The 19,732-nt window shown below is 65.1% G+C and carries 29 protein-coding genes; 19 read left to right on the top strand and 10 right to left on the bottom strand.

Features of this window, described 5'->3' with window-relative positions:
* Position 1: 1 nt before the first annotated feature.
* From ACQR1Y_RS07350 to ACQR1Y_RS07365, 4 genes are read left to right on the top strand one after another with little or no spacing between them, the layout of a single operon-like run.
* Positions 2 to 208: a hypothetical protein gene (locus tag ACQR1Y_RS07350; RefSeq protein WP_434876471.1), complete on the top strand. Its 207-nt coding sequence runs from the start codon at positions 2 to 4 to the stop codon at positions 206 to 208.
* A gap of 38 nt (positions 209 to 246) precedes the next feature.
* Positions 247 to 561: a DUF6156 family protein gene (locus tag ACQR1Y_RS07355; protein ID WP_434876470.1), complete on the top strand. Its 315-nt coding sequence runs from the start codon at positions 247 to 249 to the stop codon at positions 559 to 561.
* Positions 562 to 571: 10 nt separating this feature from the next.
* Positions 572 to 739, top strand: a complete 168-nt coding sequence (locus ACQR1Y_RS07360) for a hypothetical protein (RefSeq protein WP_006609688.1) — start codon at positions 572 to 574, stop codon at positions 737 to 739.
* Between the two features lie 15 nt (positions 740 to 754).
* The gene (locus ACQR1Y_RS07365; protein ID WP_434876469.1) at positions 755 to 1,213 is read left to right on the top strand and encodes a group II truncated hemoglobin; all 459 of its coding nucleotides are present in this window, start codon (positions 755 to 757) and stop codon (positions 1,211 to 1,213) included.
* A 493-nt stretch (positions 1,214 to 1,706) separates the two neighbouring features.
* On the opposite strand, the gene ACQR1Y_RS07370 is transcribed toward ACQR1Y_RS07365, so the two are convergent.
* The 4 genes from ACQR1Y_RS07370 to ACQR1Y_RS07385 form a co-directional block, all read right to left on the bottom strand.
* Complete coding sequence (locus tag ACQR1Y_RS07370) at positions 1,707 to 1,949, bottom strand: hypothetical protein (RefSeq protein WP_434876468.1); 243 nt, start codon at positions 1,947 to 1,949, stop codon at positions 1,707 to 1,709.
* A gap of 25 nt (positions 1,950 to 1,974) precedes the next feature.
* Positions 1,975 to 2,730 carry a dienelactone hydrolase family protein gene (locus ACQR1Y_RS07375; RefSeq protein WP_434876467.1) on the bottom strand — a complete coding sequence of 252 codons (756 nt, stop codon included), beginning with the start codon at positions 2,728 to 2,730 and terminating at the stop codon, positions 1,975 to 1,977.
* Positions 2,731 to 2,767: 37 nt separating this feature from the next.
* Positions 2,768 to 3,130 carry an iron-sulfur cluster assembly protein gene (locus ACQR1Y_RS07380; RefSeq protein ID WP_434876671.1) on the bottom strand — a complete coding sequence of 121 codons (363 nt, stop codon included), beginning with the start codon at positions 3,128 to 3,130 and terminating at the stop codon, positions 2,768 to 2,770.
* 96 nt (positions 3,131 to 3,226) lie between these two features.
* Positions 3,227 to 3,718 (bottom strand): tetratricopeptide repeat protein, encoded by a 492-nt coding sequence (locus ACQR1Y_RS07385; protein WP_434876466.1) that lies wholly within the window; start codon positions 3,716 to 3,718, stop codon positions 3,227 to 3,229.
* Between the two features lie 262 nt (positions 3,719 to 3,980).
* On the opposite strand from ACQR1Y_RS07385, the gene ACQR1Y_RS07390 reads away from it, so the two are divergent.
* Genes ACQR1Y_RS07390 through ACQR1Y_RS07400 form a run of 3 tightly spaced genes read left to right on the top strand, consistent with a single transcriptional unit; the run spans position 3,981 to position 4,942 of the window.
* Positions 3,981 to 4,214, top strand: a complete 234-nt coding sequence (locus ACQR1Y_RS07390) for a BolA/IbaG family iron-sulfur metabolism protein (protein ID WP_006609694.1) — start codon at positions 3,981 to 3,983, stop codon at positions 4,212 to 4,214.
* 39 nt (positions 4,215 to 4,253) lie between these two features.
* Positions 4,254 to 4,583: a Grx4 family monothiol glutaredoxin gene (gene grxD, locus ACQR1Y_RS07395; RefSeq protein ID WP_434859283.1), complete on the top strand. Its 330-nt coding sequence runs from the start codon at positions 4,254 to 4,256 to the stop codon at positions 4,581 to 4,583.
* Entirely contained in the window at positions 4,580 to 4,942 is a 363-nt protein-coding gene (locus ACQR1Y_RS07400; RefSeq protein WP_434859284.1) for a (2Fe-2S) ferredoxin domain-containing protein, read from the top strand. Before grxD ends, ACQR1Y_RS07400 begins: the two co-directional genes overlap by 4 nt.
* An 18-nt stretch (positions 4,943 to 4,960) precedes the next feature.
* On the opposite strand, the gene ACQR1Y_RS07405 is transcribed toward ACQR1Y_RS07400, so the two are convergent.
* Positions 4,961 to 5,377 (bottom strand): ArsC/Spx/MgsR family protein, encoded by a 417-nt coding sequence (locus tag ACQR1Y_RS07405; protein WP_434859285.1) that lies wholly within the window; start codon positions 5,375 to 5,377, stop codon positions 4,961 to 4,963.
* Between the two features lies 1 nt (position 5,378).
* A complete protein-coding gene (locus tag ACQR1Y_RS07410; RefSeq protein WP_041756928.1) occupies positions 5,379 to 5,810 on the bottom strand; it encodes a response regulator transcription factor in 432 nt (143 codons plus the stop codon).
* Between the two features lie 418 nt (positions 5,811 to 6,228).
* Here ACQR1Y_RS07410 and nifH point away from each other — a divergent pair, with 418 nt between their 5' ends.
* The 11 genes from nifH to ACQR1Y_RS07465 all read left to right on the top strand — a co-directional run bounded on the left by nifH (position 6,229) and on the right by ACQR1Y_RS07465 (position 15,308).
* Positions 6,229 to 7,116, top strand: a complete 888-nt coding sequence (gene nifH, locus ACQR1Y_RS07415; RefSeq protein ID WP_012045780.1) for a nitrogenase iron protein — start codon at positions 6,229 to 6,231, stop codon at positions 7,114 to 7,116.
* Between the two features lie 84 nt (positions 7,117 to 7,200).
* Complete coding sequence (locus ACQR1Y_RS07420; protein ID WP_434876465.1) at positions 7,201 to 7,926, top strand: nitrogen fixation protein NifQ; 726 nt, start codon at positions 7,201 to 7,203, stop codon at positions 7,924 to 7,926.
* Between the two features lie 17 nt (positions 7,927 to 7,943).
* Positions 7,944 to 8,438, top strand: coding sequence for an iron response transcriptional regulator IrrA (irrA, locus tag ACQR1Y_RS07425; RefSeq protein WP_434876464.1), 495 nt, complete (start codon positions 7,944 to 7,946; stop codon positions 8,436 to 8,438).
* 331 nt (positions 8,439 to 8,769) lie between these two features.
* Positions 8,770 to 9,909 carry a homocitrate synthase gene (gene nifV / locus ACQR1Y_RS07430; RefSeq protein WP_434859288.1) on the top strand — a complete coding sequence of 380 codons (1,140 nt, stop codon included), beginning with the start codon at positions 8,770 to 8,772 and terminating at the stop codon, positions 9,907 to 9,909.
* 2 nt (positions 9,910 to 9,911) lie between these two features.
* Complete coding sequence (gene cysE, locus ACQR1Y_RS07435; RefSeq protein WP_434876463.1) at positions 9,912 to 10,703, top strand: serine O-acetyltransferase; 792 nt, start codon at positions 9,912 to 9,914, stop codon at positions 10,701 to 10,703.
* Positions 10,700 to 11,038 (top strand): nitrogenase stabilizing/protective protein NifW, encoded by a 339-nt coding sequence (gene nifW / locus ACQR1Y_RS07440; RefSeq protein WP_434876462.1) that lies wholly within the window; start codon positions 10,700 to 10,702, stop codon positions 11,036 to 11,038. The genes cysE and nifW overlap by 4 nt, the downstream gene beginning before the upstream one ends.
* A gap of 257 nt (positions 11,039 to 11,295) precedes the next feature.
* A complete protein-coding gene (locus ACQR1Y_RS07445) occupies positions 11,296 to 12,141 on the top strand; it encodes an electron transfer flavoprotein subunit beta/FixA family protein (RefSeq protein WP_434859290.1) in 846 nt (281 codons plus the stop codon).
* A gap of 35 nt (positions 12,142 to 12,176) precedes the next feature.
* The gene (locus ACQR1Y_RS07450; protein ID WP_434876461.1) at positions 12,177 to 13,283 is read left to right on the top strand and encodes an electron transfer flavoprotein subunit alpha/FixB family protein; all 1,107 of its coding nucleotides are present in this window, start codon (positions 12,177 to 12,179) and stop codon (positions 13,281 to 13,283) included.
* Between the two features lie 19 nt (positions 13,284 to 13,302).
* Positions 13,303 to 14,610, top strand: coding sequence for an FAD-dependent monooxygenase (locus tag ACQR1Y_RS07455; protein ID WP_434859292.1), 1,308 nt, complete (start codon positions 13,303 to 13,305; stop codon positions 14,608 to 14,610).
* Positions 14,611 to 14,652: 42 nt separating this feature from the next.
* Positions 14,653 to 14,949 carry a ferredoxin family protein gene (locus tag ACQR1Y_RS07460; RefSeq protein ID WP_006609708.1) on the top strand — a complete coding sequence of 99 codons (297 nt, stop codon included), beginning with the start codon at positions 14,653 to 14,655 and terminating at the stop codon, positions 14,947 to 14,949.
* Positions 14,950 to 15,101: 152 nt separating this feature from the next.
* Positions 15,102 to 15,308 carry a TOBE domain-containing protein gene (locus tag ACQR1Y_RS07465; RefSeq protein WP_434859293.1) on the top strand — a complete coding sequence of 69 codons (207 nt, stop codon included), beginning with the start codon at positions 15,102 to 15,104 and terminating at the stop codon, positions 15,306 to 15,308.
* Between the two features lie 26 nt (positions 15,309 to 15,334).
* Here the strand turns inward: ACQR1Y_RS07465 and ACQR1Y_RS07470 are convergent, their stop codons facing one another.
* Complete coding sequence (locus ACQR1Y_RS07470; RefSeq protein WP_434876460.1) at positions 15,335 to 15,898, bottom strand: DUF2478 domain-containing protein; 564 nt, start codon at positions 15,896 to 15,898, stop codon at positions 15,335 to 15,337.
* 121 nt (positions 15,899 to 16,019) lie between these two features.
* Between ACQR1Y_RS07470 and modD the strand changes: the two genes are divergently transcribed.
* Positions 16,020 to 16,886 carry a ModD protein gene (gene modD / locus ACQR1Y_RS07475; protein WP_434876459.1) on the top strand — a complete coding sequence of 289 codons (867 nt, stop codon included), beginning with the start codon at positions 16,020 to 16,022 and terminating at the stop codon, positions 16,884 to 16,886.
* Positions 16,887 to 16,922: 36 nt separating this feature from the next.
* Here the strand turns inward: modD and ACQR1Y_RS07480 are convergent, their stop codons facing one another.
* The 3 genes from ACQR1Y_RS07480 to ACQR1Y_RS07490 form a co-directional block, all read right to left on the bottom strand.
* Positions 16,923 to 17,924 (bottom strand): sel1 repeat family protein, encoded by a 1,002-nt coding sequence (locus tag ACQR1Y_RS07480; RefSeq protein ID WP_434876458.1) that lies wholly within the window; start codon positions 17,922 to 17,924, stop codon positions 16,923 to 16,925.
* A gap of 409 nt (positions 17,925 to 18,333) precedes the next feature.
* Positions 18,334 to 18,879 (bottom strand): carboxymuconolactone decarboxylase family protein, encoded by a 546-nt coding sequence (locus ACQR1Y_RS07485; RefSeq protein ID WP_434876457.1) that lies wholly within the window; start codon positions 18,877 to 18,879, stop codon positions 18,334 to 18,336.
* A 2-nt stretch (positions 18,880 to 18,881) separates the two neighbouring features.
* Positions 18,882 to 19,436 carry a peroxiredoxin gene (locus ACQR1Y_RS07490; RefSeq protein ID WP_434876456.1) on the bottom strand — a complete coding sequence of 185 codons (555 nt, stop codon included), beginning with the start codon at positions 19,434 to 19,436 and terminating at the stop codon, positions 18,882 to 18,884.
* Positions 19,437 to 19,732: the final 296 nt, after the last annotated feature.

The raw sequence follows: 19,732 nt of genomic DNA on the forward strand, positions 1-19,732 counted from the left end.
CATGGACAATGTCACGCTTCACGTTCGTTTCGCCCCGGATGGCACCGTCGCCGAGATCAGCGAGCGGCCGGCGACCTTGACGCCGCAGCAATGGTTCAACAAGCTCAGCGAGGCGATCGGCCTGAAGGCCTACCAGACCTTTGCCGGCGGCCGCGGCGTATTCAAGACCACGCGCGAACAGATCGAGGCCTTGAAGACCGCGGCCTGATCGGTTGCGTCCTCAACCAAGAGCGAAGCGGCGGCGCGATGACGGATACAGGACAGGACTGTCAGTTCTTCGTCTCGTATACGGGCGTCAAGCTGCCGCTGCGGCTGGTGACGCCGATCGCGCCGGAGCAGCTCTCGAACCGCAACACGTTCATCCGCGGCTATTTCAATGCCGCCGGCGTGCTGACCGGGTTCGAGAAGGTGGTGTATGGCGAGGTCGAGCTGACGCACCGCTACAGCTACCATGCCAACGGAGCGTTGCGCAGCGCCGAGATCGTCATGCTCGACGAGGAGCCGGCGACACTGCATTTCGATGAGACCGGCGCAGCCGTTGCCGGCCAGGACGCCGCATGAGGGAAGCGCCGTGACCGTCGCCAAGCTGATCGAGGCCCTTGCCAGCATGCCCAAGGACGCTATCGTGCTGATGGACTCCGGCGCCGGATTGTCGCGGGTCGACGCGCTGGAGCTCGTGGCCGAGCAGGGGCCGGGCGCGCCGGCCGAGGTGATCCTGCAGCCTAGCTTGGACGAATAGAGACGGAACGGAGCGATGGCGGACGCAGGCACGACAGAGACGGACACGTCGGCGGCAGGGCCGGTGATTACGCCCTATGAGCGGATCGGCGGCGCCGTCGTGGTCGACCGCCTGGTCGAGTTGTTCTACCACCGCATGGATACGCTGCCCGAGGCCAAGACGATCCGCGACATGCACGGCACCAATCTCGGACCAATCAAGGTCGTGCTGAAGCGTTATCTCTCCGAATGGCTCGGCGGCCCGAAATTGTACTCGCCCGAGAAGGGCCATCCGCGGCTGCGCCAGCGCCACATGGGATTTGCCATCGGCAACGCCGAGCGCGACGCCTGGCTGCTCTGCATGCGCGGCGCGCTCGAGGAGACGGTGGCGGATGTTGCCGCGCGGCAGGATGTCGACGCCGCGATGTCCAAGCTCGCGGATTGGATGCGCAACCAGGCTGGCAATCCGCATGATGCACGTACCGCGCGGCCGTGAGGCCGGGTCACCGTCCCAGGCGTCATTGCGAGGAGCCGAAGGCGACGAAGCAATCCAGAGTCGTCCCGGGACTCTGCATTGCTTCGCTTCGCCGCTATGCTTGCAATGACGATGGTGGACAGTGTCGCCCCGCCACGGTCATCGCCCGGCTTGACCGGGCGATCCAGTACGCCGAGACGCCTGTGGGTCCACCGGGAGGCCGCGGCGTACTGGATGCCCGCCTGCGCGGGCATGACAGCGGAGCGTTAATCATAGTCGTCATCGCGAGCGTCAGCGAAGCGATCAAGCGGCAACACAGAGGATGTGCAGTTTAGCAACTGGATTGCTTCGCTTCGCTCGCAATGACGGAGATACGAGGCGTAGGGTAGGCAAAGCGAAGCGTGCCCACCGCGGCCCGATCAACAGACGCCGGCGTCGGGGTGGTGGGCAAGGCGCACTGCGGTGCTAACTCACGACCGCCGGTGGCGCCTTTGCCCATTCTCCGTGAGCTCAACTAATACAACGGTACCCCGAAAAAGCTCTCATCGTCGCCGCCCCAGGCCCGGTGCAAGGCCAGCGCGTTCTGCCATTGCATCAGCTCGGCGTCGCTGGCGTTGCGATGAGTGATCTTGCCGTCCGGTATCTCCGCCAGCAGATAGGTCTTGCCGTTGCGGATGAAGCGGTTGAGGTCCTTGGTGTCGTTGGGCCGCACCACGCAGCGCGGCCGTTCGTCGATCAGGATGGTGGTCGGCAGCATCGCGTGCTCTCACTCCATCGCGTCTTCAATCAGCCGGAGGTCCCATGTCGTCATCGGTCTTCTTTTTCTTTTTCTTGTCGACCTTGGCGAGCGCATAGGCGCCGGCGTTCTTCAAGGTGATTGGTGGCTGGCCGACCACGTATTGCGAGATCCAGGCGAGCGTTCTCTCCTGGGCGAGGGCCGTTGCGGTCTCATCATAGGTCTCGCCCTCGGCGTCGAAGTCGTGGGCGGCGTTCGGATAGGAGAAGGCGCTGACCTCGGGATGATCGGCGCGGAACATGCTCACGGCTGGAAACGGCACGACCGCATCGGCTTCGCCGAAGTGCAGCAAGGTCGGGACCTTGCGCTTGGCGCCGGCGGCGTCGACCACGCCGGTCGCGTAGTAGCTGACGGCGCAGGCAAGCCCGGACACGCGGTTCGCGGCGTTGTAGGCGAGGCCGCCGCCGGCACCGTAGCCGACCACGGCCACCTTGCCGCAGTCCTTGACGCTGTCGACGGTCGACTGGATTTCTGCAAGCAGAGGGGCGACCGGATCCTGTGCCGCTGCCGGCGCCTCGCCGTCTGCCGTGGTCTCGACCGCCGCCGGCGGTGTCAGCTCCGGCGCGATCACGACATAGCCGCTCGCGGCGAAGGCGTCGGCGACCTTGCGGACCTTGCTGCTGCCGTTGCCGTCCGGCAGCACGACGATGGCGCCTTTGGGCGTGTCGGCTGGATCGGCACGAAACGCCTGGAAGGTGTGTCCATCATGAGCGGTGAGCTTGATGGTGCTCTCGGTAGCCATGTGATGCTCCTGCTTCGTTCGGCGCGGCCCGCGCGCGTTACAACAAGCCCAGCTCCAGGGCGGTCTCTTCCGACATCCGCGACTTGTCCCACGGCGGCTCGAACACGAGCGTGACCTTGACGGAGACGACACCTTCGACGGCCTGCACCGCGTCCTCGACCATGCGGACGATCTCGCTCGCGACCGGGCACCCGGGCGCCGTGAGCGTCATGTCGATCTCGACCGCGCCGCCGCCTTCATGCGCGATGCGATAGACCAGACCGAGGTCGTAGACGTTCACCGGAATCTCCGGGTCGTACACCGTCCGTAGCGCGGCGATCACGCTCTCGGCGGCATCCTGGGAGCCGGTCGCCAGCGCGCTCTGCGACGGGGAGGGAGGGGGAGCGGCGTGCATGCTCATCATGCGTTGGGTCCTCTCATTGTCCTGGTTCGCACCGGGGGATGGTCGTTGGAAGTCCTGTCGAGATCGCGCGTGGGATGCTGCATGGCCGGGGCCTCACTCCGCACCGAGCCCGTCGGCGAGCGCCGCCACGACCGGCCATCCGACCGCGCCGGACGGGTCGAGCTGGCGCAGCGCTGCCAGCATCTCGGCCGCGCTGTCGGGATCGTTCTTGCGCAGATGGATGAAGGCCAGTGCCTTCAACGTGTAAAGCGCGAAGCGGCCGGCGCCGTCGGGCAGCGGATCTTGCGGCACCCATTGCCGCCAATCCGAAGACCAGCCAGCCTGGCGCGCCGCCTCGGCGAGGCCGAGCTCGGCAACGGCCTTGGCCTCGTCGAGGTGGCCTTGATAAGTGTGAATCTTATAGAGACAGAAATAGGTCGGCAGCTCCTGCGGGGCGGCAGCGAGCGCCTGGCGAAACAGCCGGTCGGCGCGGGCGTGGTCGCGGCGATAGGCCGCCACGCCCTGCTGCAGCAGCGCGTCGATCTCCTCGGGAAGATCGCCGAAGTTGATCGTGTCGGGTTCACTGACGAGTTCGAGCATCTGCATTGACCTCGATCAAATCGTTGCAAGACGCGGACCGTTTTGCGGTGGTGCAGCGGAGGCCGTCATCGCCGCGAAGCCGGCGAAAACGCGCGGGCCTGTTGGATTTTGAACGCCGAGCCTGGGTCGCATCGTCGTCCTTGTCGCAAAGCCGACGCGCTCGTCGTCAAATCGCCGCTTGAGCAGAGCCGGGACAGCGTCCGGTACCCGCAAATCGCTGGTTCGGAGCTTGCATGACGCCATCATCAATCCAGCGGGAGACACAACGATGGCGATGGCAGCAACTGATATCGAACGTCTGATCAAGGAGGCGTTCCCGGATGCAGTCGTCGTGATCGAAGACCTGGCCGGTGACGGCGACCATTATTCGGCACGCGTCACCTCGCAGGCTTTCGCCGGGAAGAGCCGGGTGCAGCAGCATCAGATGGTCTATTCGGCCCTCAAGGGCCAGATGGGCGGCGTGCTGCATGCGCTGGCGCTCGAGACGTCATTGCCGAAATGATCGCTGCCGCGACACATCCAGGGACGAAAGGATAATACAATGTCGACATCCGAACGCATTCAGAAGCTGATCGACAGCAATGACATCGTTCTCTTTATGAAGGGCGTGCCGGCGGCGCCGCAATGCGGCTTCTCGGCTGCCGTTGCGCAGATCCTGGCTAAGCTCGACGTCCCCTATGAAGGCGTCAACGTGCTGGCGGATCCCTTCATCCGCGAGGGCATCAAGGAGTTCTCCAACTGGCCGACCATTCCTCAGCTCTATATCAAGGGCGAGTTCGTCGGCGGTTGCGACATCGTGCGCGAAATGTTCCAGGCCGGCGAGCTCGCGACCCTGCTGGCCGACAAGGGCATCAAGGCGGCCGCATCATGAGCGACGGCGGTGTCGCAGAGGCGGATGACGATTTCGAGATTCCGCAGCTCTACAAATATCACGCCTTCGTCTGCCTGACGCAGCGTCCGCCGGGCCATCCGCGCGGCAGCTGCGGCGCGCTCGGCGTGCAGCCGCTGTGGGACCGGCTGACCAAGACGATCGAGGCGCAGCGGCTGACGGATGTCGGTGTCACCGCGGCCGGCTGCTTCGGCTTCTGCAGCGCCGGGCCGATGATGGTGGTCTATCCCGATGGCATCTGGTATCGGCCGACCAAGCCCGAGGATATCGACGAGATCGTCGAATCCCACTTCAAGCAAGGCAAGCGCGTCGACCGGCTGGTGATGGTGCTGAAGCGCTGAGGCTTCGACCGGAGCCGCTCAGCGCGGCTCCGGGCAGGGTGAGGCCTCGGGCCGCGTGCAGCCCTGGACGTCGTCGAGATCATCCTCCCGCTGCAGCAGCGACAGCACCGGCTCGCGATCGAAGCCGGCGCAGCACTGGCCGCCGGCCTCGATCAGGGGACGCCGGATCAGCAGCGGGTCCTCCAGCATCAGGTCGATGGCTGCGACCGCGTTGGTCGCCTCCGGCTCGATTTCTCCGGATTTGACGCGCGGCGAGGCCGGGTTGAACCAGGACCACACCGGCGTTCCGGCGAAGTAGGCGCGCAGCCGCTCGCCGGTCCACGGTTCGGTCAGGAGATTTCGCGCGACGACCTCGTGGCCGGCGCGCGTTAGCATCAGCTTCTGCCGGGCGTTGGTGCCGCAGCCCGGCTTCTCGTAGAACACGACGGTGGCCACGTCAGAGCCCGCCGAGCTGGACCAACTGCGCGCCGCCGGCGCGGCCGAGAATGGTGTCGACCTTCTTGCGCACGGACTCGATGGTGAGCGGCTTGACCACTGCGCCATGCGCGCCCGCCTTCAGCCCTTCGATGGCGATCGCCTCGTCCGCCTTCGCGGTCACGATCAGGATCCGAACGCCCTTGAACTTGGCGGCGATCTCGCGCACCAGCTCAGGCCCGCGCTGCTTGAGAAAGGAGACCCCGAGCAGGACCACGTTCGGCGCCAGCCAGTCGACGCCCTTCTCATAGGCTTCTTCCGGTGTCGCCAGCTCGTGAGTCTCGATCTCATCGTGCAGCATGAACTGCAGGGCGGCGCGGGTGATCTCGTCATCGTCGATCACGAACACGCGCCGCTGGTCCACCGCTTTCGCCGTTTCAACTCCGATCTGCATCGCATCCTCCTCAAATCGCAAGATCCTTGGCCGCAAGGCTGCGACGAGGATCTAGCAAATCCCGTTCCGGCTCCGATTCCGCAGGAAAACAGCGGCCGTTGTGTCGTTTCGGACAGCGCGGCCCCGCGCGCGATCTTGCGAAGCGTTCCGATGTCGGGTTTGCAACAACGCGCATCGATCCCAGGATTGTTTGGCATCTCCTTCTAAACACAATCATTTTGCTGCACCGCGGGCGCTGGCACAGCCGTTGCAAAACTCTGTTCAGGCAATGGTTGAGGGCTGAGTGCACGCCGACGCTTCGGACGAGCGATGCTCTCCTTCCCAATAACCCGTCTGCCGGTTCGGACACATGAGAGGACGCGGTCCCGCCCTGCGGACAAGCAGGCGCGACCTTAGCAATCGGTTGATGGAGAGCAGAATGGCATCCCTGCGACAAATCGCATTCTACGGCAAAGGCGGCATCGGCAAGTCGACGACGTCGCAAAACACCCTGGCCGCGCTGGCCGAGATGGGTCATCGGATCCTGATCGTCGGCTGCGACCCCAAGGCGGATTCGACCCGCCTGATCCTGCACGCTAAGGCGCAGGACACCATCCTGAGCCTGGCCGCTGCCGCCGGCAGCGTCGAGGACCTCGAGATCGAAGAGGTCATGAAGGTCGGCTATCGCGACATCCGTTGCGTCGAGTCCGGCGGTCCGGAGCCGGGCGTCGGCTGCGCCGGCCGCGGCGTGATCACCTCGATCAACTTCCTGGAAGAGAACGGCGCCTACGAGGACATCGACTACGTGTCCTACGACGTGCTCGGCGACGTGGTCTGCGGCGGCTTCGCGATGCCGATCCGCGAGAACAAGGCGCAGGAGATCTACATCGTGATGTCCGGCGAGATGATGGCGATGTATGCCGCCAACAACATCTCCAAGGGCATTCTGAAGTATGCGAACTCCGGCGGCGTGCGCCTGGGCGGCCTGGTCTGCAACGAGCGCCAGACCGACAAGGAGCTGGAGCTGGCTGAGGCCCTGGCCAAGAAGCTCGGCACCCAGCTGATCTACTTCGTGCCGCGCGACAACATCGTGCAGCACGCCGAGCTGCGCCGTATGACCGTTCTGGAGTACGCGCCGGAGTCGGTCCAGGCCAATCACTACCGCAACTTGGCGACCAAGATCCACGGCAATGCCGGCAAGGGCATCATCCCGACGCCGATCACGATGGACGAGCTCGAGGACATGCTGATGGAGCACGGCATCATGAAGGCGGTCGACGAGAGCCAGATCGGAAAGACTGCCGCCGAACTCGCCGCAACGGCTTAAGCAGTCTTGGTACCGGCCTTCCTCCCGTCGGAAGGCCGGTACCTCTTCTTCGAACTCTCATCGGCCTCGATAGGAGATCGCGCCATGACCATCGCAATCGTCGATACGTCGCATGCCGCCGCGGTGAACCTGCAAGCACCGCTCGCCTTCGAGGACGACAAGCGGCATCATGGCCGGCAGATCTACCGCCTGCTGACAGGGAACGACCCAGCCGAGGCGGTGATCGACGACGACTTCGACTTCGACCGCCACGTGATCGCATCGATCCTCGCAGTGTCGGCGATGGAGCATGGCGCGCTCGCTGAGCGCGCAGGGCTTTCGACCGTCGAGCTGATCGCGCTGCTGGCGCAGTTGTTTCCCGCCGCCGCGATCGATTCGACCTGGCTGCCGATCAACGGCGCAGCTCCAGCTCCCGATGACGACGAGATCGCGATGGTGCGCGATCTGCTGGCGGCACAGCGCTCGACCGATGGCGACGTCAGCCGCTGGCTCGCGGCGATGGTCGCGCGGCGCGCGATGGAGCCGAACCATCTCTGGGAAGACCTCGGCTTGCGCGAGCGGTCCGAATTGTCGCGGCTGCTGATGCGCCATTTCGGGCCGCTGGCGAGCCGCAACACGAGAAACATGCGCTGGAAGCGCTTCTTCTACCGCATGCTGTGCGAGGACGACGGCTTCGTGATGTGCACGACGCCGGTCTGCACCCAATGCAACGATTTCGCGCTCTGCTTTGGCGAGGAGAGCGGTGAGAGCCGGATGGCCGAGCGGCGCCGCGAGGTGGCGCTGCAGGAGGCGGCCAACGCCGCCATGTAAAGTCAAGGACTGCGACGATGTTGATGGACCCCCAGCTTGGATCTCCCTGTAACTCCGACCACGGACGCTGTCCCGAAGCGGAGACCTGCGAGGCTGGCGAGGCCCTGATGCGCCGCTGCGAGGACGCGCTGAGGCTGGCCGGCTTGCGCCCGACCCAGCAGCGCCAGCAGCTCAGCCGCATCCTGTTCGGCAATGGCAACCGTCACATCACCGCCGATGTGCTCTATGCCGAGGCGGTTGCGACCGGCATGAAGATCTCGCAGGCGACCATCTACAATACGCTCAATCAGTTCGTGGAGCTCGGTCTGCTCAGGCAGATCGGCGTCGACGGCTCCCGGTCGTTCTTCGACACCAACACCACGGTGCATCCGCACTTCTTCTACGAGGACGAGGGCGAGCTCGTCGACGTGCCGGATGTCGTCGCGTTCGAGCAACTGCCCGAGCCGCTGCCGGGCTATGCCATGGAGCGGATCGACGTCGTCATTCACCTGCGCCGCAGTCGCCACGGCTGAGGCGCAGGCCACCGCGTCGGCCGCAAGTCTTTCCATCTCCGGCACGTCCGATTTCCGACCCTGTTACAAAGCCGACAATCTCGGTCGCTCGGAAAATACACGCAAATTCAAGCGATTAAAAGCGGTGGCCGCCCTGGCATGGCCGTTGCTGAGTGACTGACAGGCCGTGGATGGAGCGTCGAGCTCTGGCGGTCGACACAGGTTGCGACGGAGCAAGTGAATGCCTGACGTCCTCGGACCGCGCGGGCCCAAGAATGGCATCAGGAGTGCCCGGGATGCCGGCTCTGCTTTCGGGAGCAAGGGTCTTGGGAGTTCGACGTCCGGGAGCCCGATGCCCCGGGTCATCCTCAACGACACCACGCTCCGCGATGGCGAGCAGGCCCCGGGCGTCGCTTTCGCCCTCACCGAGAAGGTCGCGATCGCCCGCGCGCTGGCGCGGGCTGGCGTTCCCGAGATCGAGGCCGGCACGCCCGCGATGGGGGCCGACGAGATCGCCGCCATCCGCGCCATCGTCGAGGCCGATCTGCCGGCAACCATCATCGGCTGGTGCCGGATGCGCGAGGCCGACGTCGATGCCGCGATCGCCGCGGGCGTGTCGATGGTGAATGTCTCCATCCCGACATCGGACGTGCAGATCGCCGCCAAGCTCGGCGGTGGCCGGAGTGCTGCGCTGGATCTGCTCAAGCGCGTCGTGGGTTATGCCAGGAGCCGAGGATTGGCGGTCGCCGTTGGCGGGGAGGACTCGTCGCGCGCGGATGTCGGCTTTCTCGCTGAGGTGATCGCGACCGCGAAGGCGCTCGGTGCGCGCCGCTTCCGTGTCGCCGATACGCTGAGCGTGCTCGATCCCGACGCGACCTCCGCGCTGGTCGGTGCCTTGCGTGCGACGACCGACTTGGAAATCGAGTTTCATGGCCATGACGATCTTGGTCTCGCCACCGCCAACACGCTGGCCGCGGTCAAGGCCGGCGCGACGCATGCATCCGTCACGGTGATCGGGCTCGGCGAACGCGCCGGCAATGCGCCGCTGGAAGAGGTCGCCGTGGCGCTGCGGCAGCTCTACGGCCGCGAGACTGGAATCGTGCTGGCCGAGCTCGACCATGTCGCGAATGTCGTGGCCGCCGCCGCGGCGCGCGCGATTCCGCTCAACAAGGCGATCGTCGGCGAGCATGTCTTCACCCACGAGTCGGGAATTCACGTCGACGGTCTGCTCAAGGACCAGCGCACCTATCAGGCGCTCGATCCGATGCTATTCGGCCGTTCCAACCGGATCGTGATCGGCAAGCATTCAGGTCTCTCGGCGATCACCTCGCTGCTGTCGGATCTGCGCCTGCCGGCGAGCGCCGACCAGGCGCAACGCATCCTCGCGCGGGTGCGCAAGCATGCGGTCGCGCATAAGGGGCCGGTGCCGAAGGAAGCCGTTGCCGCCATCTGGCGCGAAGTCTGTGATCACCCGCACGCGAGCTTTGCCTGAGCATGACCGATATCGTGGACAACCCGATCGCCAAGCCTGTCGCCGCCGAAGCGAGCCCGCCCTCGTTGTTCCGGCTGATCCGCGAGGACATCGGCTGCGTCCGCTCGCGCGATCCCGCCGCGCGCAGCGAGATCGAGACCTTGCTGACCTATCCCGGCATCCACGCGCTGATCTGGCATCGCCTCGCGCACCGCTTCTGGATCAACGGCTGGCGGTTTCCGGCGCGGCTGCTGTCGTGGCTCGGACGCTTCCTGTCCAATGTCGACATTCATCCGGGCGCCGAGATCGGCCGCCGCTTCTTCATCGACCACGGCGCCTGCGTCGTGATCGGCGAGACCGCCGAGGTCGGCGACGACGTCACCCTGTACCACGGCGTCACCCTCGGCGGCACGTCCTGGTCGCCGGGCAAGCGGCATCCGACCTTGGAGAACGGCGTCGTCGTCGGGGCGGGCGCCAAGATCCTCGGGCCGATCACGATCGGGCCGCGCACGCGTGTGGGCGCCAACTCCGTCGTCATCCAGAGCACCCCGCCTGACGTCACTGTGGTCGGCATTCCGGCCAAGGTGGTGCGGCCGGAGTTCACGCACCGTCGCACCGTCGGCCGTATCGATCTCGATCATCATCTGATGCCTGATCCCGTCGGAGAGGCGCTGTCGGTGATGCTCGACCGCATCGAGTTCCTCGAAGCGCAGCTCGCGCATGTCCGGCAGAAGGTGCGCCAGGGGCCGCCGCCGCCGGTGCCGATCAACGGATGCGAAGTTGACCCGACTTTGATTCAAGGAGCGAAGCAATGAGTGCGGCAACACCGAATGTGCTCGAGCAACTGAAGCAGACGTCCGCGGCCGAAGAATTCTTCAAGCTGCTTGGCGTCGACTATGATCCCAAGGTCCTGAACGTCTGTCGTCTGCACATTCTCAGGCGGATGGGCCAATATCTCGTCAGCGAGGACTTCTCGGGCGTCTCCAACGACGAGATCGCAACCCGCTGCAAATCGTTCCTGGAGCAGGCCTATCAGGACTTCGTAGTGTCGACGCCGCTCGACCAGCGCGTCTTCAAGGTGCTCAAGGAAGCCGTGGCGCCGTCGAAGCCGGCGCCCAAGCCGTTCGTGTCGCTGACGACGCTCAAGTAGCAGACGAACTCATCATGATATCCGCAAGCGCCGCCGGTTCTGCCGGCGGCGCTTCTGTTTGCTAACGAGCTAAGCGAGTTGAGCTCCTGTCGTTTTCCCGACGCGTGTTGCTTGCGACGTGTCGGACCTCTGCAGGACGTCTCGGCAGAATTTCAAGTGTCTCGGTCAAGGCATTGAATCGGCGATGAGATTCATCGTGCTCGAAACTGGTACGACAATTGCTGTCCTGATTGCAGGCCCTACACCGGAGAGATCGCATGCATATCGTCGTCTGCATCAAGCAGGTCCCGGACTCCGCGCAGATCCGCGTCCATCCGGTGACCAATACCATCATGCGCCAGGGCGTGCCGACCATCATCAATCCCTACGACCTGTTCGCGCTCGAAGCCGCGTTGCAGCTGCGCGACAAGTTCGGCGGCGAAGTGACCGTGCTGACCATGGGCCCGCCCTCGGCCGAGGATTCGTTGCGCCGCGCGCTGACCTACGGGGCCGATCGCGCGGTGCTGCTCACCGACCGCTTCTTTGCAGGTGCCGACACGCTGGCGACGACCTATGCGCTGGCGACCGCCATCCGCAAGATAAGCGAGACCTTCGGTGCGCCGGATATCGTGTTCACCGGCAAGCAGACCATCGACGGCGACACCGCACAGGTGGGGCCCGGTATCGCCAAGCGGCTCGGGCTGCTGCAACTCACCTATGTGGCCAAGATCAACGAGGTCGATCCGGTCGCGCGCACCATCGAGGCCGAGCGCCGCTCGGAAGGCGGCGTGCAGGTGCTCAAGACCAAGCTGCCTTGTCTCGTGACGATGCTGGAGGCGACCAACGAGATTCGCCGCGGCGCCATGGCCGACGCACTGCGCGCCGCGCGGGCGCAGATCGTGACCTGGAGCGCCAAGGACGCAGGCGTCGAGGACATCTCCAAGTGCGGCCTGAAGGGCTCGCCGACCATCGTCAAGCGCGTGTTCGCGCCGTCGGCACGCGCCGAAAAGGCGGTCTTCGTCGACTTCGCCAATAAGCCGCCGGCGGAGGCGCTGATCGAAGAACTGTTCAAGCGCCAGCCGAAGCTCGAAGCCGAACTGATTTCGTCGGCGCACGGCTTCTGACCAACGGCTTCTGACGGATCGAGGGAACGACGACCATGAGCGAACCCACCAAAGCACCGCCCGCCGCAGCCGGTCGCGCCGCGACCAAGAAGGAGCTGCCGGAGCATTTCAAGGCCTACAAGCACGTCTGGGTGTTCATCGAGCAGGAGCGTGGCCAGGTTCATCCTGTCTCCTGGGAGCTGATGGGCGCCGGCCGCAAGCTCGCAGACAAGCTGAAGGTCGATCTCGCAGCGGTGGTGATCGGACCGCCCGGAGAGGCCGTGCAGCATGCCGCGGCGGAATCGTTCTGCTACGGCGCCGATCTCGCTTATATCGTCGCCGACGAGGTGCTCACCGACTATCGCAACGAAGCCTACACCAAGGCGCTGACGGACACCGTCAACACCTTCAAGCCTGAGATCCTGCTGCTCGGTGCCACCACCCTGGGCCGTGATCTCGCCGGCTCGGTGGCGACCACCTTGCTGACCGGTCTCACCGCCGACTGCACCGAGCTCGACGTCGATGCCGACGGCTCGCTGGCGGCGACGCGGCCGACCTTCGGCGGCTCGCTGCTGTGCACGATCTACACGCTGAACTATCGGCCGCAGATGGCGACCGTGCGCCCGCGCGTGATGCCGATGCCCGAGCGCATCGAGAAGCCGGCGACCCGGATCATCGAGCACAAGCTCGGCCTGGTGGAGGAGGACATCGTCACCAAAATCCTGTCCTTTATTCCGGATCGCGACTCCGCCAAATCGAATCTGGCCTATGCCGACATCGTCGTCGCCGGCGGTCTGGGCCTGGGCTCGCCCGAGAACTTCCAGCTCGTCAAGGGGCTGGCTGCGGTGCTCGGCGCCGAGTTCGGCTGCTCGCGGCCGCTGGTGCAGAAGGGCTGGGTCACCTCCGACCGCCAGATCGGGCAGACCGGCAAGACCATCCGTCCGAAGCTCTATATCGCCGCCGGCATCTCCGGCGCGATCCAGCATCGGGTCGGCGTCGAGGGCGCCGACCTGATCGTCGCCATCAACACCGACAAGAACGCGCCGATCTTCGACTTCGCGCATATCGGCATCGTCACCGACGCGATCCGGCTACTGCCGGCGCTGACCGAAGCATTCCGCGCGCGTCTGTCGCCGCATTCGCGCGACCGCATCGCTAGCTAGGCACCAGAGGAGCAGGGCAATGATCGAGGAACGTTTCGACGCGATCGTCGTGGGCGCCGGCATGGCCGGCAATGCGGCTGCGCTGACCATGGCCCAGCGCGGCATGAAGGTGCTGCAGCTCGAGCGCGGCGAGTATTCCGGCTCGAAGAACGTGCAGGGCGCGATCCTCTATGCCGACATGCTGGAGAAGCTGATCCCGGAGTTCCGCGAGGAGGCGCCGCTGGAGCGGCACCTGGTCGAGCAGCGCTTCTGGATGCTGGACGACAAGTCGCATGTCGGTCTGCACTACAAGTCGGACGACTTCAACGAGGAGAAGCCGAACCGCTACACCATCATCCGCGCCCAGTTCGACAAATGGTTCTCGTCCAAGGTCAAGGAAGCCGGCGCCACGGTGCTGTGCGAGACCACGGTAACGGAGCTGGCTCAGGATGCCTACGGGAAGGTGATCGGCGTCAGGACCGATCGCCGCGACGGTGAGATCCACGCCGACGTGGTCGTTTTGGCCGAAGGCGTCAACGGCCTGCTCGGCACGCGCGCCGGCCTGCGCGAGCGGCCGAAGCCGGAGAACGTTGCGCTCGCGGTCAAGGAGATGCACTTCCTGCCGCGCGAGACGATCGAGGCACGCTTCAACCTCAAGGGCGACGAAGGCGCGGTGATCGAGGCCGCCGGCACGATCTCCCGCGGCATGACAGGCATGGGCTTCATCTACTCCAATAAGGAGTGCATCTCGCTCGGCATCGGCTGTCTCGTCTCCGACTTCCAGAAGACCGGCGAGACGCCCTACGGCCTGCTCGAGAACTTCAAGCGGCATCCGTCGGTGGCGCCGCTGATCGAAGGCTCGGAGGTGAAGGAGTACTCGGCGCACCTGATCCCCGAAGGCGGTTACAACGCGATTCCCGAGCTCTGCGGCGATGGCTGGGTGGTGGTCGGCGATGCCGCCCAGCTCAACAATGCGATTCATCGCGAGGGATCGAACCTTGCCATGACCTCCGGCCGCATCGCGGCCGAGGCGATCTTCCAGGTCAAGTCGCGCCGCGATCCGATGACCAAGGCTAACCTTTCGCTCTACAAGAAGATGCTGGAGGAGTCCTTCGTCATCAAGGATCTGAAGAAGTACAAGGACATGCCGGCGCTGCTGCACAACCAGTCGCAGAACTTCTTCCTCACCTATCCGCAGCTCGTCTCCAAGGCGATGCAGAACTTCGTGCGCGTCGACGGCACGCCGAAGAAGGAGAAGGAGAGCAGCACGCTGCGCTCCTTCGTGAGTGCGCGGTCGTGGACGGGCCTGTTTGGCGACGCCTTCAAGTTCGCGCGGGCGTGGCGCTAGTCGAGGAATGAACGAAGCAACCGGAGCCAAGGGAGAACGGACATGAGCACGGACGTCGCAGTGCGGGTCGAAGACAAGCTGTTCTACAATCGCTACCAGGTCGATCCCGGCCGGGCCCATATCAAGGTCCGTCCGCATACGACGCCGAGCCCGCAGCTCAAGGCGCTGCTCAAGGCCTGCCCGGCGCGGTGCTATGAGCTGAACGACTCCGGCCAGGTCGAGATCACCGTCGACGGCTGCATCGAATGCGGCACCTGCCGGGTGATCGGCGAGGCCAGCGGCGACATCGAGTGGAGCTATCCACGCGGCGGCTATGGCGTGCTGTTCAAGTTCGGTTGAGATTGGCAGAGGCCAGGGACGGCGTAGCACATGAGGTGTGTGGCCGTCCGGTCTATCCTATATCGCAATTGATATAGGTCATTGAGTTCTGGCGCCGTCTTTGCTTACATCCGATCGCAGCAATGGAGCTGCGGGGGAATGAGGAGCGGCAGGTGAAGCTGAGCGCACGGAATGTTTTGCCGGGGACGGTCGTCTCGGTGTCCAAGGGCGCGACCACGGCCCATGTCAGAGTCGAGCTCGCGCCGGGACTGACGGTGTTTTCGGCGATTACCAATGAAGCCGTGGAAGAGCTTGGGCTCGCGGTCGGCGACACTGTGTCGGCCGTGATCAAGTCGTCCGACGTGATGATTGGCAAGTAGCGGCCAGCCTCATGCGCCGGCGCCGGTCAGCCGGCGGAGGTACGAACCGTGCTGAGGTCCAGCCACCAGGACTCCATTGCGGAGCGCGACGGGGGCAGCAGGGTGCCGAGATTGCCGGTGAAGGTCCGCCAGTCTTCGATGCATTTCTGCGGCACGGCGGTCAGCACCGGAATTCCGGACGTGATCGCGTCAGCGAGCTCGCCGCGCAATCCGCCGCCAGCCGATTCCTGCTTGGAGAACTTGTTCACCACGATGAGATCGGCATGAGCGGCGATGGCGCGGTGGACGGCCATGCCGGCTTCGGCGAGGCCTGCGGAGTCGAGCTTGCAGGCGGTGGATCCGCTGCCGAGGTCCTGGCAGATCGAGATCGTATCGCCATTGGTGAGGTCGATGACATCCATTCCGCTCTTGCGGCCGATCTCGTCCCGCGTGTTGCGCTGGACGATGCCGCCGACGCGCACCCCGCGCTGTACCAGGCCTTGCACGAAATCGTCGAGCAGGGTGTCGGCGTCGTCGCCCGGTCCGTAGAGAATGGCCGCGAGGCGGGGCGGATCGAGCTCGTCCGGCTCGGCAAGTTCGTGCGGCGTCATGGGGCGACCTCGGATGGCTGTCGTCCTCCCGCCTGACCATGTTGGTCCGGCGATCGAGGTCGAGCAGCGCGCTGGAGATATATCGAGAAACGGTCCCGGGGACCAAGAGGAGATGTCGCGCGTGCCGACCACCGCTACGAAACAGGATCTCGAAGCGCTCCTGCGCGATGATGTCCCCTATGGCGACCTGACGACGGAGACGCTCGGAATCGGAGCCGAACCCGGCGTGATGCAGTTCGCGGCGCGCGGCCGGATGGTGTTGGCGCTGGCGGAGGATGCGGCTGCGCTGATCGAGCTGACGGGCTGCCGCGTCGAGTTGTTGTCCGGCAGCGGGACGGTGCTCGAGGAGGGCGCTCAGATCCTGCGCGCAGAGGGCGACGCTGCAGGCCTGCTACGCAGTTGGAAGGTGGCACAGACGCTGATCGAGATCTGGTCTGGCGTTGCCACCGAGGCGGCCGCGATCGTCGGCGCGGCGCGTGCGGTGAGGCCCGGTATCGCCGTGGCCTGCACCCGCAAGAACGTGCCCGGCACCAAACCGTTCGCCGTTGCCGCCGTGAAGGCCGGCGGCGCGGTGATGCACCGGCTTGGCCTGTCGGAGACGCTTCTGGTCTTTCCGGAGCATCGGGCTTTTCTCGACGATGTGCCGTTGGCCGACATGGCGGAGCGGCTGCGGCGGGGAGCGCCGGAGAAGAGGCTGGTCATCGAAGTCACGACGATCGAGCAAGCGGTTGCGGCGGCCGTGGCCGGCTTCGACGTGATCCAGGCCGAGAAGTTTCCGCCGGCGGAGATCGGCGCGCTCGCGAAACGGGTCGAGACGATGGCTGCCTTGCCGAGGCGACCGATCATCGCAGCCGCCGGCGGCGTCAACGCCGACAATGCAGCTGACTATGCCGCAGCCGGCGCCGATCTGCTGGTGACATCCGCGCCCTATCTGGCGCGCCCGCGCGATGTGCAGGTACGAATCTCGCGGAAGCCACCGACGGCATGATCGCGCCACGCCTGCATCGGAGCCTCGTTCGCGGCGTCAGCGTGCCGAGACGCGGCGGCTGGCCTCCGGCGATCCTTGCTCCGCGGCCTTGAGGTACCAGGTCCGCGCCTTGGCGGCGTCCGGGACGGCGCCGAGGAGCCGCGATTTGGCCAGCTCGGCAGGATCGTAGGTGCGCGCCAGCAGCAGAGACGCATCCGCCACGCCGGCCTCCGACAGCCGCGTCAGGATCAGGCGCGCGCTTGCAACATCGCCCGCTGCCAGCAGGTCGCGACCGCGCTTCATCAGCGCATCCACTTCGTCTCGGGGCAGTGGAGCGACGGCGCGGGGCGGAGCTGCGGGAAGAGCCGGGGACAGATTGGACATGGGCGGTGGTGCTGCGGCCGGGGCAGGCGAAGCGGGCGCCGACGGCCATGGCCGCATCGTGGTCTCGCCAGTCGAGGGGGCGAGTGCGGCAACGGTCTGCGGCGGATCCTCCTGGGCGACCTTGGCTTCCGCCGGGTCGATCTGGGCCAGGCTCTCCAAGACGGTGGACGGCATGATCGTGCTCTTGCCGCCCGGTGTCGCTGCGCCGTTGTCGAAAGAGACCATGTTCGCCACGATCATCGCGACGGACGCCGCAACGCCAATGGCTGCGGCGACCTTGATGATCCCGCCAAGCCGGGTGGCCTTGTCCGAATCGTCCGGCGGGAGCGGCATGACCACCGGATCGAGCTGGGCGCTCCAGGCGCGCCGGGTGTCTTCATCGTCGAGATCGAGCGCAGGAGGCCGGGCGGGAAGGAAGTTCTGCCGGGCGACCAGATGATGCGGCAGCGGGACGCCCTGCTCAGGCTGGTCCGACACCAAGCCGGCGTCCGCTTGATGCCGGCGCGGGGCATAACGGCGAAGCTCTTCGCTGGCCCAAGGCGGCGCCGGCTTGGCCTGATCGTTCTGATCTGGAGCACTCATCACTAGCCTCCGGTCTCCAACGGCGTTGCCGTGGGAGATAGCTTCAGGGCGTCGGGCGCGCACCGCCAGTCCGAAGTGCGCATCATGCGACATCGGCGAGATTGCGCCAACGCTTCCGTCGAGACTGACAGGTCCGATTTCCTTCCGACATGCGCGCCACCGTTTTCGCGCGCCCTGGTCACAATCGATGTTGCTTGGGCCCTAAGCTGATCAATGTTCTTGGCGGGAAGGGTGAGTTGGTAAGGCTATTTAGTGGAAATTTCCCGGCGTGTCACATGGATGAATACGCGCATTGCGCGAGCCGAAGGAAAGCAAGACCGGGATGGAGATGACTATCAGGAGTATCAGGGTGCCGCAGCGTCTTCAACTTTGCCGCGAGGTCAGGGGCTTAGCCGACCGATCAGAACGGAGCGCGGCGGAATGACATGCAACTCATGCGCGAGGCGGGCAAAATGAAATGCGGCCGGACGATGCCGGCCGCATTCACAGATCGGGTCGATTTCTACTCGGCCGCCAGCGCGACGGTCACACCCGCGGCTTCGATCGCGACGGCAACCGACTGAATGATGGCAGCGAAGCGCACCGCGGTCTGGATCGTGGCGGTGGCAACGCCCGCGTCCCGAAGCACCTTCTCATGCGAGTCGATGCAGGTGCCGCAGCCATTGATGGCGGAGACCGCGAGCGACCACAGCTCGAAATCGGCCTTGTCGACGCCGGGATTGGCGATGACGTTCATCCGCAGCCGTGCCGGCATCGTGGCGTAGTCCTTGTTCGAGGCAAGGTGCACGAAGCGGTAGTAGACGTTGTTCATCGCCATGATCGCGGCGGCCGATTTCGCCGCCGTCAGGGCCGCCGGCGACAGCTGCGCGGCCGCGACCGCTTCGAACGCCGCCGTCACCGTCGGATTGCGGGTCGCGATCGCGCAGGCGACGAACAGGCCATACTTGGCCTGCGGCGAGAGCGTCTCGTCGGACGCCATGGACGACAGGTTCAGCCTGACGTCCTTGGCGAAGTCCGGGATCTGATCCTTGAGCTGCTCGATCGACATGATCAAGCGACCTTCAGGGTCTCGCCGCCGACCTCGCGGTTGCACGGGCAGAGCTCATCGGTCTGCAGCGCGTCGAGCACGCGCAGCGTGTCCTTCGGTGCGCGGCCGACGTTGAGGTTGGTCGCGTAGACGTGCTGGATCGTGTTGTCGGGGTCGACGATGAAGGTGTAGCGATAGGCCACGCCATCCGGCGAACGCACACCGAGGCCGTCGACCAGCGAGCCCTTGGTATCGGCGAACTGCCAGATCGGCAGCTTGTGCAGATCCTTGTGGTCACGGCGCCAGGCCAGCTTGCAGAATTCGTTGTCGGTCGAGCCGCCGAGCACGACGGCATCACGATCGGCGAAGTCGCTCGACAGGCGCGCGAACTCGGCGATCTCGGTCGGGCAGACGAAGGTGAAGTCCTTCGGATAGAAGAAGATGATCTTCCACTTCCCAGGGAAGCTGGCTTCGGTCAGGGTTTCGAAGGCGCTCTCGCCCTTCTCCTCCTGCAGGTGAAAACCGGGCTTCACACCGACGATTTCGAACGAAGGCAGCTTACTTCCAATTCCCAGCATGTCGCACTCCAAGAAATTTCTGCGCTGCAATAGCGAGGCGCATTGTGCATTGCAAGCGATATGCCATTAGCTATCAACATCAATGCTTTGTCGGAAACGCAACACTCGTTTTGCGGATGTTGCGACTGCGAATAATTGCAATGTTCGAGATCTGACCAGGAAGCGGGAAGCTCAAACGACCGCGTGCGATTCGTGACACTCGCGTGAATGCGTGGAGTGCATGCGGAAGGTGCGTATCGCGGCCAGCGCACAATGAGGTTGATGCGCCGGGCGTCGTGGCGCTTATGTGAGGTCTG

The sequence above is a fragment of the Bradyrhizobium sp. HKCCYLRH3099 genome (genome assembly GCF_051167855.1).
Lineage (GTDB): Bacteria > Pseudomonadota > Alphaproteobacteria > Rhizobiales > Xanthobacteraceae > Bradyrhizobium.

Bases quoted from the DNA above. Each gene is read 5' to 3' on its own strand.
- ACQR1Y_RS07355 (WP_434876470.1), top strand. From the start codon at position 247: ATGACGGATACAGGACAGGACTGTCAGTTCTTCGTCTCGTATACGGGC.
- ACQR1Y_RS07370 (WP_434876468.1), bottom strand. From the start codon at position 1,949: ATGCTGCCGACCACCATCCTGATCGACGAACGGCCGCGCTGCGTGGTG.
- ACQR1Y_RS07390 (WP_006609694.1), top strand. From the start codon at position 3,981: ATGGCGATGGCAGCAACTGATATCGAACGTCTGATCAAGGAGGCGTTC.
- ACQR1Y_RS07375 (WP_434876467.1), bottom strand. From the start codon at position 2,730: ATGGCTACCGAGAGCACCATCAAGCTCACCGCTCATGATGGACACACC.
- ACQR1Y_RS07400 (WP_434859284.1), top strand. From the start codon at position 4,580: ATGAGCGACGGCGGTGTCGCAGAGGCGGATGACGATTTCGAGATTCCG.
- ACQR1Y_RS07410 (WP_041756928.1), bottom strand. From the start codon at position 5,810: ATGCAGATCGGAGTTGAAACGGCGAAAGCGGTGGACCAGCGGCGCGTG.
- ACQR1Y_RS07365 (WP_434876469.1), top strand. From the start codon at position 755: ATGGCGGACGCAGGCACGACAGAGACGGACACGTCGGCGGCAGGGCCG.
- nifV (WP_434859288.1), top strand. From the start codon at position 8,770: ATGCCCCGGGTCATCCTCAACGACACCACGCTCCGCGATGGCGAGCAG.
- ACQR1Y_RS07490 (WP_434876456.1), bottom strand. From the start codon at position 19,436: ATGCTGGGAATTGGAAGTAAGCTGCCTTCGTTCGAAATCGTCGGTGTG.
- irrA (WP_434876464.1), top strand. From the start codon at position 7,944: ATGTTGATGGACCCCCAGCTTGGATCTCCCTGTAACTCCGACCACGGA.
- ACQR1Y_RS07450 (WP_434876461.1), top strand. From the start codon at position 12,177: ATGAGCGAACCCACCAAAGCACCGCCCGCCGCAGCCGGTCGCGCCGCG.
- ACQR1Y_RS07350 (WP_434876471.1), top strand. From the start codon at position 2: ATGGACAATGTCACGCTTCACGTTCGTTTCGCCCCGGATGGCACCGTC.
- ACQR1Y_RS07380 (WP_434876671.1), bottom strand. From the start codon at position 3,130: ATGAGCATGCACGCCGCTCCCCCTCCCTCCCCGTCGCAGAGCGCGCTG.
- ACQR1Y_RS07455 (WP_434859292.1), top strand. From the start codon at position 13,303: ATGATCGAGGAACGTTTCGACGCGATCGTCGTGGGCGCCGGCATGGCC.
- ACQR1Y_RS07480 (WP_434876458.1), bottom strand. From the start codon at position 17,924: ATGTCGCATGATGCGCACTTCGGACTGGCGGTGCGCGCCCGACGCCCT.
- ACQR1Y_RS07470 (WP_434876460.1), bottom strand. From the start codon at position 15,898: ATGACGCCGCACGAACTTGCCGAGCCGGACGAGCTCGATCCGCCCCGC.
- nifW (WP_434876462.1), top strand. From the start codon at position 10,700: ATGAGTGCGGCAACACCGAATGTGCTCGAGCAACTGAAGCAGACGTCC.
- ACQR1Y_RS07460 (WP_006609708.1), top strand. From the start codon at position 14,653: ATGAGCACGGACGTCGCAGTGCGGGTCGAAGACAAGCTGTTCTACAAT.
- ACQR1Y_RS07385 (WP_434876466.1), bottom strand. From the start codon at position 3,718: ATGCAGATGCTCGAACTCGTCAGTGAACCCGACACGATCAACTTCGGC.
- grxD (WP_434859283.1), top strand. From the start codon at position 4,254: ATGTCGACATCCGAACGCATTCAGAAGCTGATCGACAGCAATGACATC.
- ACQR1Y_RS07445 (WP_434859290.1), top strand. From the start codon at position 11,296: ATGCATATCGTCGTCTGCATCAAGCAGGTCCCGGACTCCGCGCAGATC.
- cysE (WP_434876463.1), top strand. From the start codon at position 9,912: ATGACCGATATCGTGGACAACCCGATCGCCAAGCCTGTCGCCGCCGAA.
- ACQR1Y_RS07420 (WP_434876465.1), top strand. From the start codon at position 7,201: ATGACCATCGCAATCGTCGATACGTCGCATGCCGCCGCGGTGAACCTG.
- ACQR1Y_RS07485 (WP_434876457.1), bottom strand. From the start codon at position 18,879: ATGTCGATCGAGCAGCTCAAGGATCAGATCCCGGACTTCGCCAAGGAC.
- nifH (WP_012045780.1), top strand. From the start codon at position 6,229: ATGGCATCCCTGCGACAAATCGCATTCTACGGCAAAGGCGGCATCGGC.